Source organism: Candidimonas sp. SYP-B2681, from assembly GCF_003971065.1.
GTDB lineage: Bacteria > Pseudomonadota > Gammaproteobacteria > Burkholderiales > Burkholderiaceae_B > Pollutimonas.
The window spans coordinates 53,031-73,677 of record NZ_RYDV01000006.1; the positions used below are offsets into that span (position 1 = coordinate 53,031).

Here is a 20,647-nt window from a genome sequence, read left to right on the forward strand (position 1 = left end):
CTTACTTGAGGTCGGCGTTGCGGACGACGTCGGCCCAGATGGTGACTTCAGCAGAAAGCGCAGCGTTGGTGCCGTCAGGCGAAGAAGGTACGGCAATCGCCCCCTGCCCTGCCATGGCCTCCTGGACAGCCGGCACCTGCGCGGCCTGCTTCATTGCGTCCGACAACTTCACGAGAATCTCTTTGGGTGTGCCCTTAGGCGCAAGCAATACGTAACGCGTATTGATGTCGAAGTCCGTCACGCCCTGTTCGTGCAGCGTGGCGACATCGGGTAAGGATTTGGCCCGCTCCTTGGTGGTGACGCCGATAAAGCGAAGCTTTTCGCTCTTTACGTTGCCCATCAGCGTCGGCATGGTCTCGAACACCATATCCACCTGTCCGCCCATCAAATCCTGGAGTGCAGGTCCGCTGCCCTTGTAGGGCACGTGCAGCAATGTAATGCCTGTCGCCAACTGAAATTTCTCGCCCACCATGTGCTGTGACGAGCCGTATCCTGCAGATGCGTACGTGAGCTGGCCTTTATTCTTTTTCGCGAGAGCGATGAGTTCTTGGACGTTGTTGACAGGAAGGCCGGTCCTGACAGCGATAGCCAACGGGGTGGACGTGGCCAACGAGATGCCTTCAAAAGCGGTAGGGAACGCGTACTGCTGCTTCTTTGATGGGAGAAGCGAGTTAATGGCCAAGCTACCCAATGCCCCAAGCAACAGGGTGTAGCCGTCTGGCTGCGCAGTGGCGACAAACTGCGCGCCGATTTCGCCTGCAGCGCCCGCCTTGTTCTCGACAACGACAGGCTGGCCCAAGATTTTGCTGAGTTCCGCCCCGTATACCCGCGCAGAAAAATCGGTTGCACCACCTGGAGGATACGGAACAATCATTCGAACTGGCGATACGGGCCAGGAACTGGCTGCTGCGATAGACGTCGTCGCGGCCAGCGCAACGCCGGCAAAAAAGCGTTGGATACCTTTTTTCATAACTATCTCCTTAGTATTTCCTAATATATAGGACGTTGTTTCTATTATTTGATTTATCATGGAGACATATATACCATGGTTTTGAACACGGCAGAGACAGGAATTTTTTCGGGCAGTCGCTTTTCATCATGCAAAGCCCGGTCCATTTCTCTATGCACGCTGAAGGGAATATTCGAATGAATCATGAGGGGCTTTACCCCACGCCACACCATCTCGGACAAAACTTGATTCAGCGGCAAGCGAAAAACATGTAAAATTAAACGATTGAAATACCAACATATAGGAAACACGTGGACAAAACCTTACTCAAAGGCCTTATGGTTCTCGAAACCATCAGCCGTCTCGATGGCGAAGCTCATACCCTTGAGCAAATCGCAGTCGAGGTTGGGTTGACACGCAGCAATACGCATCGCACCTTGCAGTCACTGGCGCACGCCGGTTATGTGCGCCGCGACGCCAGCACAGGGGCCTATGTGTGCACGCTTAAAATGTTCGAGCTTGGCGCCCGGCAATTGGCAAATATGGACGTCCGGCGCATGGCGCCGCCCTTCATGCGCGAGCTCGCGCCCAAGACGGGCGAAACCGTTCACCTATCCGTCCTCGACGGTTTGGACGTCGTCTACATCGACAAAATTGACAGTCCGCAGCCGTTATTAGCGTATTCAACGGTGGGGGGTCGGGCTCCCGCCTATGCGGTGGCTACCGGCAAGGCCCTGCTTGCCTTCCAAACCCCGGACTACATCGAGCATTACGCCGAAGCCATTCGCAAACACACCGAAGACACTCACGTGTCATTGGCGGCGCTCAAGCAAGAATTAGCTGACGTTGCCCGCATCGGCTATGCCATAAATCGGGGCGAGTGGCGCCTGGGTATTGGCGGCATTGCAGCGCCGGTGTTCAACGGTCTGGACAAAGTCGTCGCCGCCCTTGGAATCTCGGGCCCGCTCGAGCGGCTCACCACGCAAAAAATGGCGGAATACGCCCCCCTCGTACAAAACACCGCCAGGCAGCTTTCGGCCCATATGGGCTACCGCGGCGGCTACTTCGGCATCACTGTCTGAATCCAGCAGGAGAACAAATGAATCAAGAATCAACACTCAAGGGCGTACGGGTTATCGAAATCTGCAACGTAGCAGCGGGTCCGTTCTGCGGGATGCTATTGGCCGACATGGGCGCAGATGTGGTCAAGATCGAGTCACCCGATACAGGCGACACGTTGCGCAGCTGGTCGCCCATTACGGATGGTTATAGTGAAAACTTTGCGTCACTGAATCGCAATAAGCGGTCCGTGACGCTCAACCTGAAGGATGAAAACGATCGCCAGCTCGCCGTGGAATTAATATCCCAAGCCGACGTATTGATCGAAAATAACCGGCCCGGTGTGATGAACCGCCTCGGGCTGGGCTATAGCGCCATGCGAGCGCTCAATCCGCGCTTGGTTTACTGCTCGATCTCTGCGTATGGCCAAAGCGGCCCGCGTAGTCAGGAAGGCGGCTTCGATCTTACCTTGCAAGCCATGAGCGGCCTGATGAGCGTCACAGGCGAACCTGGTGGAGCACCCGTCAAATGCGGTGTGCCGGTATGCGATTTTACGGCGGGTCTATATGCCGCGTTTTCGGTGTCAACGGCGCTACGCAAGGCGGAAGCAGACGGCGAGGGTACGCATATCGACGTCTCGATGCTGGGCGCTACGCTGGGGATTGCCGCACTCCAAACCTCTCAGTTTTTTGGCACCGGTGAAGATCCGGTCAAGCTTGGCTCTGCCCATCCCCGCAACGCTCCCTACCAAGTCTTTCGCTGCAAGGATGGCTATTTTGGCATGGCAGCGGGCAACAATTCCCTTTGGAAAGCCGTGTGCGCCGTGGTCGGCCGCGAAGATCTCTTTCAGAACGAATCCTTCGTCAACACCACAGACCGCGCCGCTAACCAAGATGCCCTGCGCGATATTCTCGAGGACATCTTCATTTCGCACGATGCGGAAACTTGGCTGGCTCGCTTCCGAGCAGCGGGGGTCCCTTGCGCACCCATCAACAATTATTCTGACGTTCTGGCCGACCCCCAGGTCGATCACATGGAGTGGGTGCAACCGCTTGAGCTCCCCAATGGCGCAGTCACGCGCACCTTTTTGTCGCCGGTACGCTTCGATTCGCGGACCGCAGGCATACTGCGCCGCCCACCGGAGCTTGGCGAACACAATCAGGAAGTGCTGAGCGAATTACAGAAAGCGCGCACGACGGAGCGAGTGGACAATGAGTGAGCAACTGAAGATAGAACGCGAGCCAAACTGCTGGTCATTCATTCTGAACCGTCCCGAAAAACGCAATGCCCTGTCTGCTGATCTGGTCGAGGCATTGATCGAAGGCGTCGACAGTGCACACGCCGAAAATGTGCCATTACTCGTCTTTCGCGGAGAAGGTAAAAACCTGAGCGCCGGCTTCGACTTTACTGGCTACGAAGACCAGAGCGAGGGCGATCTCGTCCTACGAATGGTTCGCATCGAACACCTTTTGCAACTCGTTGCGGGCTCACCAGCGCTCACGGTAGCCTTGGCTCATGGGCGCAATTTCGGTGCGGGTGTGGATCTGTTCGCCGCGTGCAAACAGCGCCACTGCACGCCGGACACCAGTTTCCGGATGCCAGGACTGAAGTTCGGCCTGATATTGGGCACCAGGCGCTTTCGTACTATTGTGGGCGCCGACAATGCGCTGTCCATCCTCGGGACGGCGCGCAGCTTCGAGGCCCAAGAGGCGTTGCGCATTGGTTTTGTGCACCAAATCGCGGTTGATGCCGATTGGCAAGACCCGCTGGCCCAGGCCCGGCAAATGGCAGTCGCGCTTGATCGCGAGACACGCGCCAGCCTCTATCAAGCGCTTGATATGGGCGACGCCGACGCCGACATGGCCGCGCTCGTGCGCTCTGCATCCAGGCCGCAGTTCAAAGTACGCATCAAGGAATATCTGGGGGACTAACCCCCACACTAGGAGAAAACCATGTCGTCCGGATTCAACCAGAAAGACAAGCAGATATCGATACAGGAGCTGGCAGCACTTATCCCGAACGGCGCCTCGGTGGCCTTAGGTGGCAGCTTCCTGCATCGCGGCCCCTTCGCCCTTGTGCGAGAACTCGTGCGCCAGCAGAAGTCCGATTTAGAGATCATCAAACAATCACCTGGCTATGACATTGACCTCCTCTGCCGGGCAGGGGTGGCAAGCCGGGCCCGAACCGGCATCGTTGCCATGGAAGGGAACTTCGGCCTAGCCCCCCACTACCGCAAGGCTGTCGAGACCGGCGCCCTGAAGCTCGAGGAGCATGCTTGCGCCACGCTGACGGCGGGGCTTCGTGCCGCGGCATTTGGCATTCCATTCCAGCCTTGCGCTGGTATTCACGGCAGCCATCTCAGTGAACTGAACGGATGGAAGCAGCTCGACGACCCCTACGAAAAGGGTGACCCGGTCTGGGTGATTCCAGCAATTCAGCCGGATTTTGCCGTCATCCATGCCAACGAAGTCGACAGGCAGGGCAATGTACGCGTGCTGGGCACGTCGCATTGGGATCGTATTATGAGCCGCGCCGCCAAGAGCGTGATGATAGTGGCCGAACGTATCGTCGACACCGACGTATTCGAGAAACAGCCCGAAGTCACGCTGATTCCATACTTCATGGTGCAGGCCTACGCCGTGGTGCCGAATGGGGCATGGCCGGGTTCGTGCTCACCAGAATATCAGATCGATTATCCCGCCGTGGAAAGATACCTTGAATCCGGCCCGGAAGCGCTGCAGGCGCATCTGAACGCCGCCCCCGAAGCCTTGCAGGAGCATGTCGAATGAGCCCGAACTGGAGTCCGTTTTCCTATATTGTCACGAACTTGGCCCGCTTCATCCGGCCAAACGAAATTACATTCAGCGGCGTCAACTCAACGATGCCGATGCTAGCCTGCCTGATGGCCAAGAATGCCTACGATTGGGACTTCGTCTATATCAACGTGGCGGGCGGCGTCGACCCGCGCCCCTCAACGATACCGATCTCCAGTTCCGACCCGGCGCTAGCGGAACATACGGCATCGATTTTCGACAACGAAGACTTCTACGACTTGTGTTGCCGAGGCCGCATGGATCTCACCTTCCTTGGTGCCGCACAAATCGACGGCGAGGGCAACGCCAATAACTCCGTCATTGGCAACTGGCATCAGCCTAAGGTGCGGCTACCCGGTGGTGGAGGCGGCGCGGTAATGTTACCCACAGCGCGGCGCTCTTGTACCTGGCGCACCGAGCATTCCCCCCGAACCTTTGTCGAACAATTGCATTTCCGTACATCATGGGGCGGCTTTCATGGCGTTGTTACGCCCATCGCGGTGTTTATCAAGAAGGATAACCGCCTTGCCCTGCAATCATGGCATCCCGAATCCAGCCTTGAAGAAGTGAAGGCACGTACGGGTTTTGCGTTTGAGCACGCCGATGCCAAACCGACCGAGCTGCCAACGGAACGCGAAATTGCCGCGCTTGCAGCGCTTGACCCCGAGCGAGCCTTCGAACACGACGCCGCTGTCACCCTGCGATAGGAAATAGAGTCATGCCACACCCCTCCAACTTGTTCGCCGCCTACCCACTGCTATGGCGCTCGCCAGACTGGATCACGCGGCCCGCGCTGCATGATGCATCCGGTCAAGAGGTCGTGTCCTATGGCGCACTGTACGAACGCGTCAGCCGTATGGCCGGACATCTGCAACAAGCGGGGATTAGGCAAAGGCAGCTGGTGGCCCTGTCAATGGAACGGTCGCTTGATAGCGTGGTCGCCCTGTTGGGGATCATGGCAGTGGGCGCTTGCCCGTGCCCACTTGAACCTCGGCTGACCAAGCAAGAAATCTTTGATAGGTTGCAGTCCGTTGGCATAACCACGGTGGTGGCGGATGCTGTTAATGCTGCGCATTTCGAGCAGAATCAAGCAGGCATACAGCTGCTGACGATGAACACGCTGGCCGACGCGCCAGCGTGGTGGTATGACGAAATCCAGCCCGAGGACCCCGGGCTGCTGCTATTCACCTCTGGCAGCACTGGACGCCCAAAAGGCGTATTGCTCAGCCACAAGGGCTTGCTGAACAACGCCCGTGGTGTCGTCTCCACCACTGACCTGACCCCACACGACAAGCTGCTGCATGTGATGCCGATGTATCACACCAACGGCCTGAACAACCAGATCTTCAGCCCCTTGTTGGCAGGCGCACAGGTAGTGCTGGGCGACCGATTCAAGGCTGAAGACATGCCCGCGCTGTTGGAGCGCCACCGCCCCAGCATCATTACAGGCGTGCCCACGATGTTCTCGCGGATGCTCAACCTGGACTTTACTCCTGCCAGTCTGGCTGCGCTGCGTTTTGCGCGCTGCGGATCGGCGCCCATTACTCGCGAATTGCATGCCAAAATCGAGGCCGTACTGGGTCGGCCATTAATCGTCTCGTATGGCTTGTCCGAAGCCACCTGCACATCCACCCTCAATCCGCCCGACGCGCGCAAGGTGGGCTCAATTGGCAAGGCGCTTCCCTTTCAAAAGGTGTATCTACGCAGCAGCGATGGCAGCACCATTACGCAACCGGGAATAGATGGTGAGATTTGCATCGAAGGCGACAGCCTGATGCTGGGTTACCTTGGCACGCTGGAGGACGGCCAACTCGAACCTCTCTCGCCGGTCCTGAACAGCGGGGATCTTGGCCGGCAAGACGAAGACGGCTACTTCTACATCACGGGGCGTCTGAAAGACGTCATCATCCGCGGTGGCGAGAACATTTCACCTGCTCTGATCGAGCAAGTGATCAGTACGAGTGCTGAGGTACATAGCTGTTGCGTTGTCGGTCGGCCCGATCATGATTTGGGTGAAGTACCCGTTGCGTTCGTGGTGCCTACCGACCCCACTCGCCAGGACAAGGCCATCATCCAGGCGGTCGTCAGCGAACAGCTATCTAGAATCTATCACTTGGATGATGTAATTTTCGTTGATACGCTACCTGAGAACTCCGTTGGCAAGATCGACCGTAAAGCCCTCGTCCACTCGCTTAACCAAACTGCGTAGAACATTGTGGAGCCCCCATGGACAACCCGAAAATCGGGGACTTAGTGGCAAAAATGAATACGACACTGGCCCACGAAGGCCTGTCGGAAGCACAGATTCTGGACCAGGCCAAGTCGTTGATGCAGGATTTGATCCGTCAGGATGATTGGCTCGACGATGCTTACGCGCAGCCCCACCCTGTGCACTACCAGCAATACCCCCTCTATGTTTGCCCGCAGGGCCGGTTTTCCCTGGTCAGCTTTGTATGGGGCCCTGGACAAAGCACGCCAGTGCACGACCACACCGTATGGGGGGTAATTGGTATGCTGCGAGGCGCCGAGATCGCCGAAAGCTACGAACGGCTGGCCGATGGCGGCATCCGCCTTAGCGGCCGCACTGAGCTACGCACCGGCATGATCGATTGCGTGTCGCCCACGATTGGCGATATACACCGGGTGGCTAACCGGTACGATGATCGGGTCTCCATTAGCATCCATCTGTATGGCGCAGATATTGGCGCGGTCAAAAGACACGTGTTTAATCCCGAAACCGGAGACGCCAAACCCTTCACGTCGGGCTATGCCCAGCCGGTGCTGAGGCCCTAGGCGGGCCGCCCTCGCCTACGCCGCCTGAGCCAACTCAACGATCTTCTTCCACTTATCCGCTTCGGCCGGCATCTGTCCTGCAAGCTCCTGATACCCCACGACGTCAGGGAAAATGATCTGCTTGCTGCAGAATTCTTTGTATTCTGGCGTCATGGCGATCGCGCTGAATTCCCGCGTCAATACTTGCAGAATCGGCTCGGGCGTTCCCTTGGGTGCGACGAAGTCCAGCCAGGACGACAGCTCGAATCCAGGGACGCCGGCTTCGGCCACCGTGGGTACGTCGGGAAACCGCTCCCAACGTTTGTCACCGGTGACGGCAAGAAGGCGCAGTTTGTTGCTTTCAATCAGGCCCAGCACGGCCGGGGCGGTCTGGGTGGTGAAGGTAATGCGGCCCGCCGCGACATCGGTCGTCGCGGTGGTGGTCGACTTGTATGGGATGTGCTGCGCCTTGGTGTCGCTCATGTGGGTGAAAAGCACACAACACAGATGCGCGGTGCTGCCCACGCCTTGAGATGAGTACGTCAGCTGATTCGGGTTCTTTTTCATGGCCTGTATCAAATCATCCAAAGTCTGATACGGAGATTCCGGGCTCACCACCACACCAAGCGACACCCGCGCAACACGTGTCACCGGCGTAAAGTCAGCTTGGGCGTCGAACGTCGCCGTTCCCTTCGACAGCAAAGGCAGCAGGTACATCGGGATGCCGGCAAGCATCAGGGTATAGCCGTCGGGCTCTGTCTTGGCTGTGCTCGTGTAGGCGATCAAACCGCCGGTACCCGGTTTATTTTCGACGACGACCGGCGTATTAAGACGCTTTGATAGCGGCTCGGTAAAAAACCGGGCGGTGACATCGATGGACGTCGCCGCTGACGCCGGCACCACGATGCGAATTGGCCGGGACGGGTACTGTGCCGCAAACGAGGGCCTGCCCAACCCGATAAGCGGAAGAGCGCTGGCCGCCTTCAAGAGTGATCTTCTAGTGATTGTCATTGTAGTGTCTCCTTTTCCTGGCTTTGTCATCAAAGCCGCGAACGCGCGGGCGGATGAAGAGCTAATTCTATGGCTCGGGTCGTTGGAAACATAGTGCGCCTACGAGAAGGTGCTTTGCAAGATCCGGAAAGGCGAATCAGTTTGCGAGCCGACTGACCTTTGCACATCAAGCAATATTGTTTGCCGGCTGGATGGCTATGCCAGGCGAGTCGCGATATCTAGAATGTTGATCATGGAGTGAGACGGTAGAGGCGCCCGCTACGGGTTCGCGCAACCGTTACGCGCAAATTCTCGCACCATCGCGCGCCGTGCGTACACAGGAGCAACTATGCAAGATGTCATGACCCTTAGTCGGGATCTTATTACGGATGATGTCGGTCTGGTCAACAACTGGCTGTCACGCCTTGAGTCGCGTTTGCATACGGGCGACAGCGATGATTTAAGCGATTTATTCACCGACGATAGCCACTGGCGGGACTTGCTCGCCTTCACGTGGAATATCACGCCCCATGTCGACGTCGCAGCCATTGTCAGCGGACTGTCAAAGGCGCAACCCAACATACGGGCCCATGCGTTCGTGTTTGACAGCACGCGCACGCCGCCGCGTCGTGTGAAGCGCGCGGGGGTCCAGAGCATCGAGGCGATCTTCAAGTTTGAAACCCTTTTGGGACGCGGGCACGGCGTGCTGCGTCTACCGGTCGATAAGCCGGATCGTGCCTGGGTGCTGATGACGTCGCTGGACGAGCTGAAAGGATATGAAGAGCCGATCAACGAAAGACGGCCAAGTGGGGAAGCGTACTCCAGAGCCTTCGGCGGCATGAATTGGGCGGATAGGCGCGCACGCGAAGAGGCGTTCGAGGACCGCGAGCCGGCAGTGCTTATCATAGGCGCGGGGCAAGCCGGTTTAAGTCTGGCCGCCCGACTGCGGCTGCAAGGTGTCGATACGCTGGTGGTGGAAAAGCTGCCACGCGTGGGCGATGTGTGGCGCACTCGTTATCATTCACTGGCACTTCACAACCGTGTTCCGCTCAACCATCTTCCCTACATGCCTTTCCCGCCGAGCTGGCCGAGTTATCTTCCCAAAGATATGCTCGGGAACTGGCTCGAAACCTATGCCTGGGCCATGGAGTGCAACGTCTGGACCGGCACCCAGTTCGAGGGAGCGTCTTACGATGAAGACGCCGAGCACTGGACCGCCCGGGTGCGCCGCGAGGATGGAAGCGAACGCACCCTACGGCCACGTCATCTGGTGTTTGCCAACGGTATCGTGGGGGCACCGAAACCTGCCCGCGCACCTGGCCTGGAAGACTATAAGGGTGAAATTCTGCATACCCATGATTACCGGGAGGGGTCAGCGTGGAAAGGGAAATCGGTGCTCGTCCTGGGTGCAGGTACCAGCGGTCACGACATTGCGCAAGACCTGCACGCCCATGGCGCGAACGTAAAACTTATTCAGCGCGGGTCCATTACTGTCGTCAGCGTCGACGCCGCAAGCATCAATCACTCGCTCTATTACAACGAAGGGCTGCCCCTGGAAGACTGTGATCTGATCGCCGCATCCAGCACCTACCCTTTGCTTGTGCGCGGCTACCAGCTTGCCGTGAAACGCATGCTGCAGATCGACCAGGATCTTATCGAAGGGCTTAAGGCGCGGGGCATGAAGCTCGACATGGGAGAGGACAACACCGGACACCAGATGAAACTGCGCCGGCGTTTCGGAGGGTATTACCTGAACTGTGGGTGTTCAGAGCTCATCATTAACGGCGAAATCGGCCTGATTCAGTACGACGATATCGAACGCTTCGTGGAAGACGGGGCTCTGATGAAAGACGGCCGCATCGAGAAAGCGGATCTTCTGGTCACCGCCACGGGTTATCAGAATCAGCACGAAGTCTTGCGCGAACTGTTGGGCGAGACGATAGCCGGTAAAGTTGGGCCGATATGGGGGCTGGCCAAAGACGGCGAACTTTCCAACATGTTCCGGCCCACGCCACAACCGGGCTTGTGGTTCGTTGGAGGAGGCTTCGCCCATGCACGAATCTATTCCCACTATGTGGCTCTGCAGATAAAGGCCCGCGAAGCGGGATTGATTTCTTGAACGGGCGCACGCACATGCTTGATATGACGGGGAAGGTGGTATTCATCGCCGGCGCAGGGTCGGTCGGCAACGGCTGGGGAAACGGTAAGGCGACGGCGGTCTTGATGGCGCGCCAAGGCGCTAAGGTGTTCGGCGTCGATCGCGACAACAACGCACTGACGAGCACCAGCGCTGCCATGGCGGAAGAAGGTCACCGCGACTGGGTTCCGCGCGCTTGCGACATGACGGTCAGCGGCGACGTCGAGTCGGCCGTCAATGACTGTCTGGCACGATACGGCCGCATCGATGTCTTGGTGAATAACGTCGGAGGCAGCGCGCCTGGCGATCCGGTCTCCATGTCGGAGGAAGCCTGGGATGCGCAAATGAACCTTAATTTGAAGACGGCGTTCCTGGGATGCAAACACGTGCTTCCCATCATGGAGCGCCAGTTTTCTGAAGACGGTTACGGCGGCGCCATCGTGAATCTTTCCAGCATCGGCTGCATGAGCTTCCAGCCCGAAGGGCGCGTCAGCGTGGCCTATGCCGCGTCGAAGGCCGGCGTGCTGTCGTTCAGCCGCTCGGTGGCCATCGCCTACTGTAAGAAGGGAATACGCGTGAACACCGTCGTGCCGGGCGTCATGCACACCCCTCTTGTCGAGACCCGACTCGTGAGTCAGCTAGGCGTGACAGATACCGAGGCATTCCTGGCCAAGCGCCATGCCAGCGTCCCGATTGGACGCATGGGCGACGCGTGGGACGTCGCCAACGCAGTGGTATTCCTGGCCAGCGACGAAGCCCGTTACATCACCGCCACCCAGCTTGTGGTGGATGGGGGAATGACTGCGGCGCGCCCAACGGTATAGCGCTCCACAAAATGTTGCTGCGCTTCAAAACGCCATAACCATCGAACAGGTCGCCTGAACCGAAGGAGCCACACTATGCCGGACCGGTACACGACAGCGAGCACTCCAACCATGCGCGGCGTTAGCGCGGATCCCCAAACATTGCCATTGCCGATTCATCGAGAGGCCGTTATGGATCCGGGGCAGGTGATCATTGATGCGCATCACCACCTTTACCACCGACCCAAGATCCGTTATCTGCTTGACGAGATGTTGACCGATATCTGTAGCGGTCATGACGTGCGCGCGACGGTCTTCGTACAGGCCCAATCGATGCTTCGCGATTTCGGGCCCGAAGAGCTCAAAGCCATCGGTGAAACAGAATTTGCGCATGGCATTGCCGTGGCGTGTAAGGAAGCGCCCCCGGAAGTGCCACGTATCTGTGCCGGCATTGTCGGCCACGCCGACCTGACGCTCGGCGATGGCGTGCGCCCGGTGCTGGAAGCCCATATCGAAGCGGGCGGCGATCATTTCAAAGGCATACGCCAACCCTTGGCCTGGGATCCCGATCCAACACTGTCCAATCCTGCCTACCCCAGCCACCGGGAACTAATGGAAGATGCGGCGTTTCGACGCGGATTCGCTCACCTCGCTCCTCTGGGCCTCACCTTTGATGCCTGGCTATTCTTCCATCAGATTCCGCAGCTTACTACCTTGGCGCGTGCTTTTCCCGAAACGCGCATTGTGCTGAACCACTGCGGCGGCGTACTGGGCATCGGCGGCTACAGGAATAAGCGCGAGCAAGTGCACCGGGAATGGCTAAAAAACCTGCGCGAACTGGCGCGCTGCGACAATGTGATGGTGAAGCTGGGCGGTCTTGGCATGCCCTTGTCGGGTTTCGGCTGGGAACGAAGCGAACGAACGCCCACTTCGCAGGCGCTGGCGGACGCCTGGACACCGTGGTTCGAACCGTGCATAGCGGCTTTCGGCGCCTCGCGCTGCATGTTCGAGAGCAACTTTCCCGCGGATAGAGAGGCTTACGATTACGCGGTCGGCTGGAACGCAATGAAGCGTGTTGCTAGCCAGGCGACGCAAGACGAGAAAGACGCCCTGTTCTGGCGATCAGCGGCCCAATTTTATCGCCTGCCAGAGGTCTACGTAGAACAGCAAATGGAAGAGCAAGACCACGTGCGGCGATAGCGGCGGGGAGCCCGTCAATTACCGTTTCGGTTTGCGTCCGGCGCTGTGGGCCATCTGTATAAGACATGCAGCCGTTGGCACGTCGGTTTCATGAGATGCCTTCCATTCAGGATCAAACAATTGCACCAGGAAATCGATGAAGACACGCACTTTTAGCGGCAAACCCTGACGCTGCGGGTACACAACATACAGCGAGGTATCGGACTCGGTAGGAAAGGCTTCATAGTCCCGCAATACCGTTTGCAGTATGCCCTCCTCCTCGGATTGGCGCACCATCCAGTCCTGCAGCATGACAAGCCCCAAGCCCTGTTTCGCTCCGGCCATCAGCACCACGCTATTAGGGGTACGCAGCCTTCCAGTGACCGGAACGGTGACCGACTCATCGTCCTTACGGAAGCGCCACTCCTTCGAGTAGTTATGCTGCTGATAAATCAGGCAACTGTGATTAAGGAGGTCTTCCGGTTTGGTTGGAACGCCATATCGCCTTAAATAATCAGGGCTTCCGCATACTACGCGCCTGCTGCCGCTAAGGCTTCTGGCCACCATGCTGGAATCTTCCAGCTTGCCTAACCACACCGCAACGTCGACGCCGTTGGCAAGAAGGTCTACGCGTTCATCGGTCAGCGTGATGTCGATTTCGATGTCGGGGTAACGCTCCAGGAACGACGACAATGCCGGCACAATCACTTCGGTACCGGCTGACGTGCGAGCGTGCACGCGTATGGAACCGCTGATCGTGCGCTGATAGGAATGAGCGCTACGCCTGGCCAGCTCTAATTGACGCAGCGCCGGGTCAACGGAAACCAGATAGGTCTGCCCTGCCTCGGTCAGCACCAGGTTGCGCGTAGAACGTTTAAAGAGGCGCACACCCAACGACTCTTCCAGCGCGTTGATCTGTCGGGACACAGAACTGGTGGCCATATCCAGGCGGCGGCCGGCCTCGGAAAAACTTCCGGCCTCGGCTACCTTTACAAATACACGAATTGCGGTGAGTTCATCCATGCACGGCCTGCATCTCCATCAGTTGATCGTAGACACGGCGCTGCAGCAAAATGCCCTGTTCGCGGCGCAATTCCCGCTCGCGGCACGACCGCTCGGACGGAATGCGAATTTCGTCCACGCCATCTTGTCGCGGCAGATTCTTGATGTTTTGCAGAAGCTCGGCCAGCTGTGCCTTGAATTCCGCCGCCGGCATCATGATTTCCGGATCGAACGCAATGAATAGAAATCCGAAGTCCGACACATTGCCCGCGCGCATCTTCGCCCCTGCCAATAATCCCAGCGCTTGAACGGCCAGCGACAATCCGTAGCCCTTGTGGCCGGCGAACGGGATAACACCGCCGTTTACGATCTCCTTTGCATTCTTCGTCGGGGCGCCATTAGCGTCAACGCCCACGACTTCCGGGAAGTCTTTTTCAAGGAAGGCATGAAGTAAGACTTCACCCCACATGGTCGCACCCGTGCCCATGTCGAAAATGAAAGGGTCAACCTGACCGGGGAAAGCAAAGGCGATAGGATTGGTACCCAACGCGGGACGCTTCGCGCCTATGGGCACCACCATTGGGCTACCGCTAACGGTGTGAATACCCACATAGCCGGCCCGCGCGATTTTCTCGAGGTAGTAGGCGTTACGACCGCTGAACCAGCTATTGGCCACGCCCACCACGGCGATGCCCGACGTGGCTACTTTCTGGATGGCCAGCTCTGCAGCGGCGTTCACGGAAATGTAGCCGACGTGGTTGCCGCCATCGAGAAGCGCTGAAACCGGCGTCTCGTGAATCACCTTCACCGGGTAACGCGGCTTTTGCAATTCCGGGCTATTCGCGATGGCAAGAATCCGGGGCAAGCCCGCGAACTCGTAGCCACATAGCGAATTGTCCAGGAGATGGTGGGTAATGACGCGAGCCTCGTCCTCGGTATAGCCGATTCCTTTAAGCGCGGATTCTCCAAGCTGTACCGCATCGTCTACCGTCAGGCGTATTTTCTCCGGCGTATTGGCATCAATCAGGTTCATGCTCTTTGTCTCCCGTTTTCGTCATCATCGTATTGAATTTAGCTGCGAGACCATACCTGCAGCACCATGAACAATGACTGTATGCGCGCCCACGACCATGTGCAATGGGACCGGGTGAACATGACCTTTGCGCGCAATGCAAAGGACAACAACCTCATTCTGCTTTCCCCCATCCATGGTGGGATTTCTCTCGAAACGTGCCGACACCTGAGTCCCACCGCCTACTTCTAAGGCTTCACGCCCTCGGCATAACCATCGCGCTGCGGGTCTGCACCACCCCGAAGGACACCGTCGAACATCGTAATGCCATGTACGCCTGCGAAGGCATACGACAGATGCGAGCGGCGCACGATATAGCCTTGTTTTTCCAGCGAACGCTGAATACGTAAAGGAATACGGTTTGAGATGTCAATGGCATTGCTAGTGGACACGACGCGCGGCGCGCTCACGGCCTCTTGCATGTCCATGCCCCAATCAAGCATATTGAGAAGAACCTGCGCAACCGCCGGACCTATCCAGGAGGCCCCGGGCGCACCCACTGAACAAATCGGCGTATTGCCGTCGAACACAATGGTGGGCACCATTGACGAATAGCGGCGCTTGCCCGGTTCGATTGAATTAGGCCTGCCGGGTATAGGGTCGAACGTGCTCATTGCGCCATTAAGCATCAGCCCGGTGTCTTTCACAATGAAGCCCGATGGGTTGCCTAACGTATGCGTTAATGACACTACCATGCCATTGGCGTCCACTGCGGAAACGTGCGTGGTGTGTTGCGATTCGGCGGCACGCCTGCGCGGTACATCGGTTTTGTCGCCCCGACGGATTCGCTGGGCGCACTCGTCGATGTAAGCGTCTGAGAGCAACCAATCTATGGGATTTTCCGAGAATCGTGGGTCTCCGATAAATTGCTCTTTGTCACGCAGCGCGATTTTCATCGCTTCGGTCAGAATCCGAATATATTCGACAGAGTTAAAGCCTATCGCGATTGGGTCGAAACGCTCAAAAATCTTGAGTATCTGAGCCACCAGCGTACCACCACCTGGAGGCCCCGGCATCGCAACACGCCAACCGCGATAATCCACATTCAATGGCACCGACTTGTATATTTGAAATTCAGCTAGGTCTTGGTGCGACAGAATTCCACCGTTGCGACGTACATCTTCGATTATGCGCTTCGCAAGGGAACCGGTGTAGAAACTGTCGGCGCCCTCTTTCGCTAACGTTTCCAGCGTGCCGGCTAAATCCGGATTGCGTATGAAAGCGCCAGGCCTCTTGTAACCGCCATCGGGCTCCAGGTATATGCGCCGACCATCTTCCGTTAATCCCAATTTGTCGCCGTAATTCATGCGCCCATACTTGCTTTCGTCCTGCGTGAACACCGTATAGACGTGAGGCCGAACTATCCAACCTTCGCGCGCATACGCAATTGCTGAATCAAACAGCGCCGCCCATGGTACTGAACCCATGTCATGATGTGCGGCGGCCAGTAGTTTAAGCAAGCCGGGCGCCGTGACCGACATGGCACCGGCTTCGTTTATGAAGTCTTTAACGATGAATCCGAACCCATCTACTGTATCGCCCAGCGCAATGTCCTTCCACATATCGGCACGGCTTTCAGCCGGGCAACCGCCGAATCCTTCATAAACCGTGTTAATCCCTGTGGAGGGATCGTATATGTGGAGCAAGCCAAAACCACCTACGCCGCACATTAACGGGTCGACTACCCCTTGCGTCATGGCGCACGCTATTGCCGCGTCTAAAGCGTTGCCGCCAGCCCGCAATATGTCCGCACCGGCGAAGACTGCCTCCGGCTGCGGGGCGACTATCATGGCGCGGGACTCAGGTAGTTGGTACTGTGGCATACGTCCCATGCTCATATCCTAAAACAGTCACGAATTAAAGAAGAAAACAGCTGCGTTGGCAGACCAACGTTCCAGGCATACCAACGAAAACTTGCCTTTATTCGTCTGACATTTTGCTAAACCCTTCGCGTCTGATATATCTACAGACCTTTAAGCCTCAAAAAAAGCCGGGCTTTAAGACGTGCCCAGCTTCGTATGTCTATCTGCGCCCCACTACAGGCCGGCTTTAAATTCCTTGTTCCAGAAATCGAGGCTCGCGGCCCGTTGCGAAGCAAGCTTTTCCAGGTCATAGGGATGAATACGGGCAAGCTCTGTTTCCGAAAAGCCTACACGTCCTTGAAGGTCTGCTGGTAACGTTGCGTTCTTGACCGTAGGCGCGTAGCCCATGCTACGCGCGAAATGTACCTGCCCTTCAGGGTCGAGCAGCGCATTCATGTATTTCCATGCGTTCTCTTGGTTGCGGCTATTTTTCGGCACCGCAGCTTCGAATGTAACGGGGATTGCACCTTCCTCGGGTATGACGAATTCCAAGGGAAGACCGGCATCGCGCCATTGCAAGGCGCGCGCCTTCCACATGCACGCGATCCAGATTTCACCGGATTTAAACGCGGCTGCGACAGCCTCATTCGATGGGAACACCTTAGGCTGGTTGCCTTTAAGTTGGCGCAAAAACTTATAGCCAGGCTCGAAGCTATCACCCTTGCCGCCTTCAGACAGGCCGACGAACAACGTATTGAAGTTGAACAGAATGTCGGAAAACGCCACGCGCCCCTTGTATTTGGGGTCGAGTGTGTCTTTGAACGATATCAGTCCTCCAGGCACTTTTTCTTTGTTGTACACCAGCACCATAGCACTGAAAATGTGGGGAATTGAGTACGCCGTCTTGAAGGTGTCAATGACGTTAGCAAGATTAGGAACCAGTTTTTCAGATACGGGAATGAATACGTCGGCCGCGCTGGCGTCGTACATGTCGAGGTCGCCGAGAATAGGAACATCCATGGAACCCCGACGGGAATTACGTTCTGCCTTCAATTTTGTATTGCGTGCCGTGGCGTTGCCCGTATCGTAAACGACCTTGATGCCGTCTTTAGCCACGATAGGCTCAATGTGTTGCTGCAACAGGTTCTGATAGTCGCCCCCCCATGTACCTACGATCACCTCCGAACCAGCAGCCTGCGCCATGCCGGGAATCATCGGCAGTGCGGGAACCAAGGCTAGGCTAGAAGCTCTTTTAAGAAAACCACGTCGATTTGCATTGTGTGCATTCATGTGATGCTCCGTGAAGATGTATGTACTGCGAACGTAAACACTGCCCTTCAGCAGAAAACACAGAAGTACAGCGGGTTTATAAAATAGACTGCGTGGTGGCCTGTGCCAAAGTAATCGGTGCGCCCTGCAAGACGCTATTGATATATTCTGCATCCAAATCGCGAACAATAACCATGCAAGCGGCGGAATAATCCTTGCCTTTGCCCGCCATACGGCGCGGTGCGCTGAAGGTTGTTCCGACACTTTGAATAAGAATGGGCTCGGGGCAATCGGTAACCGGCACAAGCGCCTTAACGCGTAGCAGGCGCTCCCCACAAAGTCCTGCAAGGTCATCAAGCCACTGAGCCACATCCGACCACGATGCTTCGTGCTGCACCGTTCCCGCCAACACATGCACGCGCGGATGCGCTAGCCCTTGTCGGGCCGTATTACGCAAAGCCTGCAGCGCACGATCAACCGGATCGGACTCTGGCATCGAGCTGAATGCCTTGGCGACAGCCTTGCTGCGATCAGTCTCGGCCACGATTTGCCCAAGCGGGTTGACGCCTGCGGCGCGACGCAGGTGCTGCTCTAAGCTCCGACTATCGACTTTGTCTACTTTTGTGAAGACGATGCGCTGAGCCGCTGCCAGCTGTGCTGCGGCTTCTTCGAACGTTTCCGCATTCAATGATCCCGTTACGCAGTCGTAGGTGCTCACGACACTGACGCGCAGCTTGCGAGCACTGATCTCGGGGTCCGCCAATGAAGCGATAATGGGCCCCGGTTTAGATAGCCCACTGGTTTCAAGGATAATGCGGCGAAAAGGCGGTGCGCCCGCAGGACGCGGCGAATCGAGCAAAACACCCACTGTATGCACCAGGCTGCTGCGCAATGAGCAGCAGACGCATCCGTTCGCCAGCGTCAGCATGGGAATGCCGTCGCTGCCATCGGCGATAATTGCACCGTCGATACCGATCTCGCCGACCTCGTTGACGATGACGCCTGTGTCAGAACCGCCCTCTTGCTTCAGGAAATCGACCAGCAGCGTGGTTTTTCCGCTGCCAAGAAAGCCCGAAAGTATGATTAAGTCAACGGACATGCGGTGGACGCTCCGGATCACCCTCCCAGCTGCCGTCAACCATGTTGCGTACGTCCGCCAGTAGTTCGTCTACATCGTATACAACGCCGGATTTGATCGTATAGCGCAGCGCCCTGTTCCATTCCACCTTGCCATTGTTGTCATTCAAACGCATAGCACCCGTTCCGTACAGCAGCTTGAAGTCATCCAGAGGGTTTTGATCGAGCACCAAAAGATCGGCGCGCTTGCCCATGTCGACAGATCCGGTGTCCTCGTCGATGCCAAGCAGCTCAGCACCCAACGACGTTGCCGCGCGCAGCACCTCCAGTGGGTGGAAGCCAGATTCCTGAAGCAATTCCAGCTCGCGTATAAAACCGAAACCGTAAATCTGGAAAATGAAGCCGGAGTCGCTGCCCGCGCACACGCGGCCGCCTAAGTTCTTGTATTCGTTAATAAATTGCATCCACAAACGATAGTTTTGTTTCCACTCGATTTCGTTAGTGGTGCTCCAGCGATACCAGTAGGCGCCATGGCCGCCACGCTGCGGCTGGAAGTACTTCCATACGGCGCTCCAGGTGTACTCGTCATGCCAGTCGGCGCGACGGGCGCGCATCAGGTCGCGATTCGCATCATAAATATTGAAGGTAGGAACGAAAGTGTGTCCGACTTCAAGGAATTTTTCCATGACCTCTTTCCACTTTGCACTACCTGGCTGGGCCGCCTGCATAAAGGTCTGACCCGCCAGCGCGAAACGGAAATACTCGTCGCTGTAGTTGTAGTCTGTAGGAAAGTCCTGCACTACCTTATTTTCGAAGAGTGCTTCCGGCAAACCATAGTAATGTTCTGAACTGGTCAACCCCCATGTCGCCGACTTCAACGCATTAACACGGGTTACCGCCATTTGTGCATGATGGCACCCGGATTTCAAACCCACTTTTGCGGCCTCGTCCAGGGCGGCCTGCATAATGGTCGGAGGCGCTCCGAAGAACTTGATGCCGTCGGCGCCACGCTCTTTAAGTTTGCGTACCCACTCTCGTGCCTGGTCAGTCGTGAAAATGGTTTTCACCCTGTCGTTTACCGCAGGAAAATAGGCGTGCGACACAATGCGAGGTGCGGCAATCTCGTTTTTGGCCGACGCTTCCCTTTGCTGCAGGGTGTAGCTCAGGCCGTTGATCGCGCCCATTTCCCGCACTGTAGTGACGCCATGAGCCAGCCATAGCTTGTATATGTAATCCGCCGGCGGCACGATGCCCGACATGGAATGGTAGGGTGTACCAATATGCGCATGGGAGTCAACAAACCCAGGCGTTACGAATTTGCCATGGCAGTCGATTTCGTGATCGCCCGCAGCGGGACGCCGATCAGGATTGATGGTGTTCAGCGACGCTCCCACGCCCACTATGGCGACGATCCGTTCGTTTTCGACAACGATATCCACCGGACCCCATGGTGGCGCGCCGGTGCCATCGATTATGGTGGCGCCACGCAGAATAAGACGCTTGAAGGGGCCCGTGCCGCGGTCACGCCCGCTTGCCGCCACCGGCGGGCTCCAGCCCTTTGCTGCGTTCAAATCGCCAAGTTCTTCGCCGGGGAGTGAGTCTTTATAGGGGTTGTCAGATACGGTCATTTAAACCTCGGTACAAGTTAACCTATGGACATCAGGCTGGCGTTATCGATTGCCGCTGCCGTGTTTGCGCTTAATGAACGATCGAGCGACAGGTG

At 57.1% G+C, this 20,647-nt stretch carries 19 protein-coding genes; 11 read left to right on the plus strand and 8 right to left on the minus strand.

The genetic code is table 11. The features are described from left to right. Position 1: 1 nt before the first annotated feature. Positions 2-970: a tripartite tricarboxylate transporter substrate binding protein gene (locus tag EKL30_RS13135; RefSeq protein WP_126707692.1), complete on the minus strand. Its 969-nt coding sequence runs from the start codon at positions 968-970 to the stop codon at positions 2-4. Between the two features lie 290 nt (positions 971-1,260). Between EKL30_RS13135 and EKL30_RS13140 the strand changes: the two genes are divergently transcribed. From EKL30_RS13140 to EKL30_RS13170, 7 genes are read left to right on the plus strand one after another with little or no spacing between them, the layout of a single operon-like run. Next, positions 1,261-2,031 carry an IclR family transcriptional regulator gene (locus tag EKL30_RS13140; RefSeq protein ID WP_255414693.1) on the plus strand — a complete coding sequence of 257 codons (771 nt, stop codon included), beginning with the start codon at positions 1,261-1,263 and terminating at the stop codon, positions 2,029-2,031. 17 nt (positions 2,032-2,048) lie between these two features. Continuing rightward, positions 2,049-3,227: a CaiB/BaiF CoA-transferase family protein gene (locus tag EKL30_RS13145; protein WP_126707693.1), complete on the plus strand. Its 1,179-nt coding sequence runs from the start codon at positions 2,049-2,051 to the stop codon at positions 3,225-3,227. Continuing rightward, a complete protein-coding gene (locus EKL30_RS13150) occupies positions 3,220-3,939 on the plus strand; it encodes an enoyl-CoA hydratase/isomerase family protein (RefSeq protein WP_126707694.1) in 720 nt (239 codons plus the stop codon). The genes EKL30_RS13145 and EKL30_RS13150 overlap by 8 nt, the downstream gene beginning before the upstream one ends. A 21-nt stretch (positions 3,940-3,960) precedes the next feature. Next, on the plus strand, positions 3,961-4,797 hold the full coding sequence (locus EKL30_RS13155; RefSeq protein ID WP_126707695.1) for a CoA transferase subunit A: 837 nt from the start codon (positions 3,961-3,963) through the stop codon (positions 4,795-4,797). Further along, positions 4,794-5,528: a CoA-transferase subunit beta gene (locus EKL30_RS13160; protein ID WP_126707696.1), complete on the plus strand. Its 735-nt coding sequence runs from the start codon at positions 4,794-4,796 to the stop codon at positions 5,526-5,528. Before EKL30_RS13155 ends, EKL30_RS13160 begins: the two co-directional genes overlap by 4 nt. Before the next feature lie 11 nt (positions 5,529-5,539). Next, positions 5,540-7,030, plus strand: coding sequence for a class I adenylate-forming enzyme family protein (locus EKL30_RS13165; protein WP_126707697.1), 1,491 nt, complete (start codon positions 5,540-5,542; stop codon positions 7,028-7,030). A 17-nt stretch (positions 7,031-7,047) separates the two neighbouring features. Beyond that, on the plus strand, positions 7,048-7,614 hold the full coding sequence (locus EKL30_RS13170; protein ID WP_126707698.1) for a cysteine dioxygenase: 567 nt from the start codon (positions 7,048-7,050) through the stop codon (positions 7,612-7,614). Positions 7,615-7,629: 15 nt separating this feature from the next. Here EKL30_RS13170 and EKL30_RS13175 read toward each other — a convergent pair whose 3' ends face one another. Further along, positions 7,630-8,604, minus strand: coding sequence for a tripartite tricarboxylate transporter substrate binding protein (locus EKL30_RS13175; RefSeq protein ID WP_158618418.1), 975 nt, complete (start codon positions 8,602-8,604; stop codon positions 7,630-7,632). A gap of 328 nt (positions 8,605-8,932) precedes the next feature. On the opposite strand from EKL30_RS13175, the gene EKL30_RS13180 reads away from it, so the two are divergent. From EKL30_RS13180 to EKL30_RS13190, 3 genes are all read left to right on the plus strand, one after another. Continuing rightward, entirely contained in the window at positions 8,933-10,702 is a 1,770-nt protein-coding gene (locus EKL30_RS13180) for an NAD(P)/FAD-dependent oxidoreductase (protein ID WP_126707700.1), read from the plus strand. 14 nt (positions 10,703-10,716) lie between these two features. Continuing rightward, the gene (locus EKL30_RS13185; protein ID WP_126707701.1) at positions 10,717-11,544 is read left to right on the plus strand and encodes an SDR family NAD(P)-dependent oxidoreductase; all 828 of its coding nucleotides are present in this window, start codon (positions 10,717-10,719) and stop codon (positions 11,542-11,544) included. A gap of 75 nt (positions 11,545-11,619) precedes the next feature. Continuing rightward, positions 11,620-12,723 (plus strand): amidohydrolase, encoded by a 1,104-nt coding sequence (locus tag EKL30_RS13190; protein WP_233583099.1) that lies wholly within the window; start codon positions 11,620-11,622, stop codon positions 12,721-12,723. Between the two features lie 18 nt (positions 12,724-12,741). Here EKL30_RS13190 and EKL30_RS13195 read toward each other — a convergent pair whose 3' ends face one another. Then, positions 12,742-13,725 carry a LysR family transcriptional regulator gene (locus tag EKL30_RS13195; RefSeq protein ID WP_126707702.1) on the minus strand — a complete coding sequence of 328 codons (984 nt, stop codon included), beginning with the start codon at positions 13,723-13,725 and terminating at the stop codon, positions 12,742-12,744. After that, a complete protein-coding gene (locus tag EKL30_RS13200) occupies positions 13,718-14,737 on the minus strand; it encodes an Ldh family oxidoreductase (RefSeq protein WP_126707703.1) in 1,020 nt (339 codons plus the stop codon). The genes EKL30_RS13195 and EKL30_RS13200 overlap by 8 nt, the downstream gene beginning before the upstream one ends. Before the next feature lie 66 nt (positions 14,738-14,803). On the opposite strand from EKL30_RS13200, the gene EKL30_RS18850 reads away from it, so the two are divergent. Then, on the plus strand, positions 14,804-14,968 hold the full coding sequence (locus tag EKL30_RS18850; protein WP_158618419.1) for a hypothetical protein: 165 nt from the start codon (positions 14,804-14,806) through the stop codon (positions 14,966-14,968). Here the strand turns inward: EKL30_RS18850 and ggt are convergent. From ggt to EKL30_RS13220, 4 genes are all read right to left on the minus strand, one after another. Further along, positions 14,965-16,608, minus strand: a complete 1,644-nt coding sequence (gene ggt, locus EKL30_RS13205; RefSeq protein ID WP_158618420.1) for a gamma-glutamyltransferase — start codon at positions 16,606-16,608, stop codon at positions 14,965-14,967. The two genes, EKL30_RS18850 and ggt, sit on opposite strands and share 4 nt — an antisense overlap. A 204-nt stretch (positions 16,609-16,812) precedes the next feature. Continuing rightward, complete coding sequence (locus tag EKL30_RS13210; protein WP_126707705.1) at positions 16,813-17,868, minus strand: ABC transporter substrate-binding protein; 1,056 nt, start codon at positions 17,866-17,868, stop codon at positions 16,813-16,815. 76 nt (positions 17,869-17,944) lie between these two features. Next, on the minus strand, positions 17,945-18,946 hold the full coding sequence (locus EKL30_RS13215) for a GTP-binding protein (RefSeq protein ID WP_126707706.1): 1,002 nt from the start codon (positions 18,944-18,946) through the stop codon (positions 17,945-17,947). Further along, positions 18,936-20,552 (minus strand): amidohydrolase family protein, encoded by a 1,617-nt coding sequence (locus EKL30_RS13220; RefSeq protein ID WP_126707707.1) that lies wholly within the window; start codon positions 20,550-20,552, stop codon positions 18,936-18,938. Before EKL30_RS13220 ends, EKL30_RS13215 begins: the two co-directional genes overlap by 11 nt. Between the last annotated feature and the right edge of the window lie 95 nt (positions 20,553-20,647).

Bases quoted from the DNA above. Each gene is read 5' to 3' on its own strand.
- EKL30_RS13190 (WP_233583099.1), top strand. From the start codon at position 11,620: ATGCCGGACCGGTACACGACAGCGAGCACTCCAACCATGCGCGGCGTT.
- EKL30_RS13150 (WP_126707694.1), top strand. From the start codon at position 3,220: ATGAGTGAGCAACTGAAGATAGAACGCGAGCCAAACTGCTGGTCATTC.
- EKL30_RS13215 (WP_126707706.1), bottom strand. From the start codon at position 18,946: ATGTCCGTTGACTTAATCATACTTTCGGGCTTTCTTGGCAGCGGAAAA.
- EKL30_RS13160 (WP_126707696.1), top strand. From the start codon at position 4,794: ATGAGCCCGAACTGGAGTCCGTTTTCCTATATTGTCACGAACTTGGCC.
- EKL30_RS18850 (WP_158618419.1), top strand. From the start codon at position 14,804: ATGAACAATGACTGTATGCGCGCCCACGACCATGTGCAATGGGACCGG.
- EKL30_RS13180 (WP_126707700.1), top strand. From the start codon at position 8,933: ATGCAAGATGTCATGACCCTTAGTCGGGATCTTATTACGGATGATGTC.
- EKL30_RS13220 (WP_126707707.1), bottom strand. From the start codon at position 20,552: ATGACCGTATCTGACAACCCCTATAAAGACTCACTCCCCGGCGAAGAA.
- ggt (WP_158618420.1), bottom strand. From the start codon at position 16,608: ATGGGACGTATGCCACAGTACCAACTACCTGAGTCCCGCGCCATGATA.
- EKL30_RS13165 (WP_126707697.1), top strand. From the start codon at position 5,540: ATGCCACACCCCTCCAACTTGTTCGCCGCCTACCCACTGCTATGGCGC.
- EKL30_RS13170 (WP_126707698.1), top strand. From the start codon at position 7,048: ATGGACAACCCGAAAATCGGGGACTTAGTGGCAAAAATGAATACGACA.
- EKL30_RS13200 (WP_126707703.1), bottom strand. From the start codon at position 14,737: ATGAACCTGATTGATGCCAATACGCCGGAGAAAATACGCCTGACGGTA.
- EKL30_RS13210 (WP_126707705.1), bottom strand. From the start codon at position 17,868: ATGAATGCACACAATGCAAATCGACGTGGTTTTCTTAAAAGAGCTTCT.
- EKL30_RS13195 (WP_126707702.1), bottom strand. From the start codon at position 13,725: ATGGATGAACTCACCGCAATTCGTGTATTTGTAAAGGTAGCCGAGGCC.
- EKL30_RS13185 (WP_126707701.1), top strand. From the start codon at position 10,717: ATGCTTGATATGACGGGGAAGGTGGTATTCATCGCCGGCGCAGGGTCG.
- EKL30_RS13145 (WP_126707693.1), top strand. From the start codon at position 2,049: ATGAATCAAGAATCAACACTCAAGGGCGTACGGGTTATCGAAATCTGC.
- EKL30_RS13175 (WP_158618418.1), bottom strand. From the start codon at position 8,604: ATGACAATCACTAGAAGATCACTCTTGAAGGCGGCCAGCGCTCTTCCG.
- EKL30_RS13135 (WP_126707692.1), bottom strand. From the start codon at position 970: ATGAAAAAAGGTATCCAACGCTTTTTTGCCGGCGTTGCGCTGGCCGCG.
- EKL30_RS13155 (WP_126707695.1), top strand. From the start codon at position 3,961: ATGTCGTCCGGATTCAACCAGAAAGACAAGCAGATATCGATACAGGAG.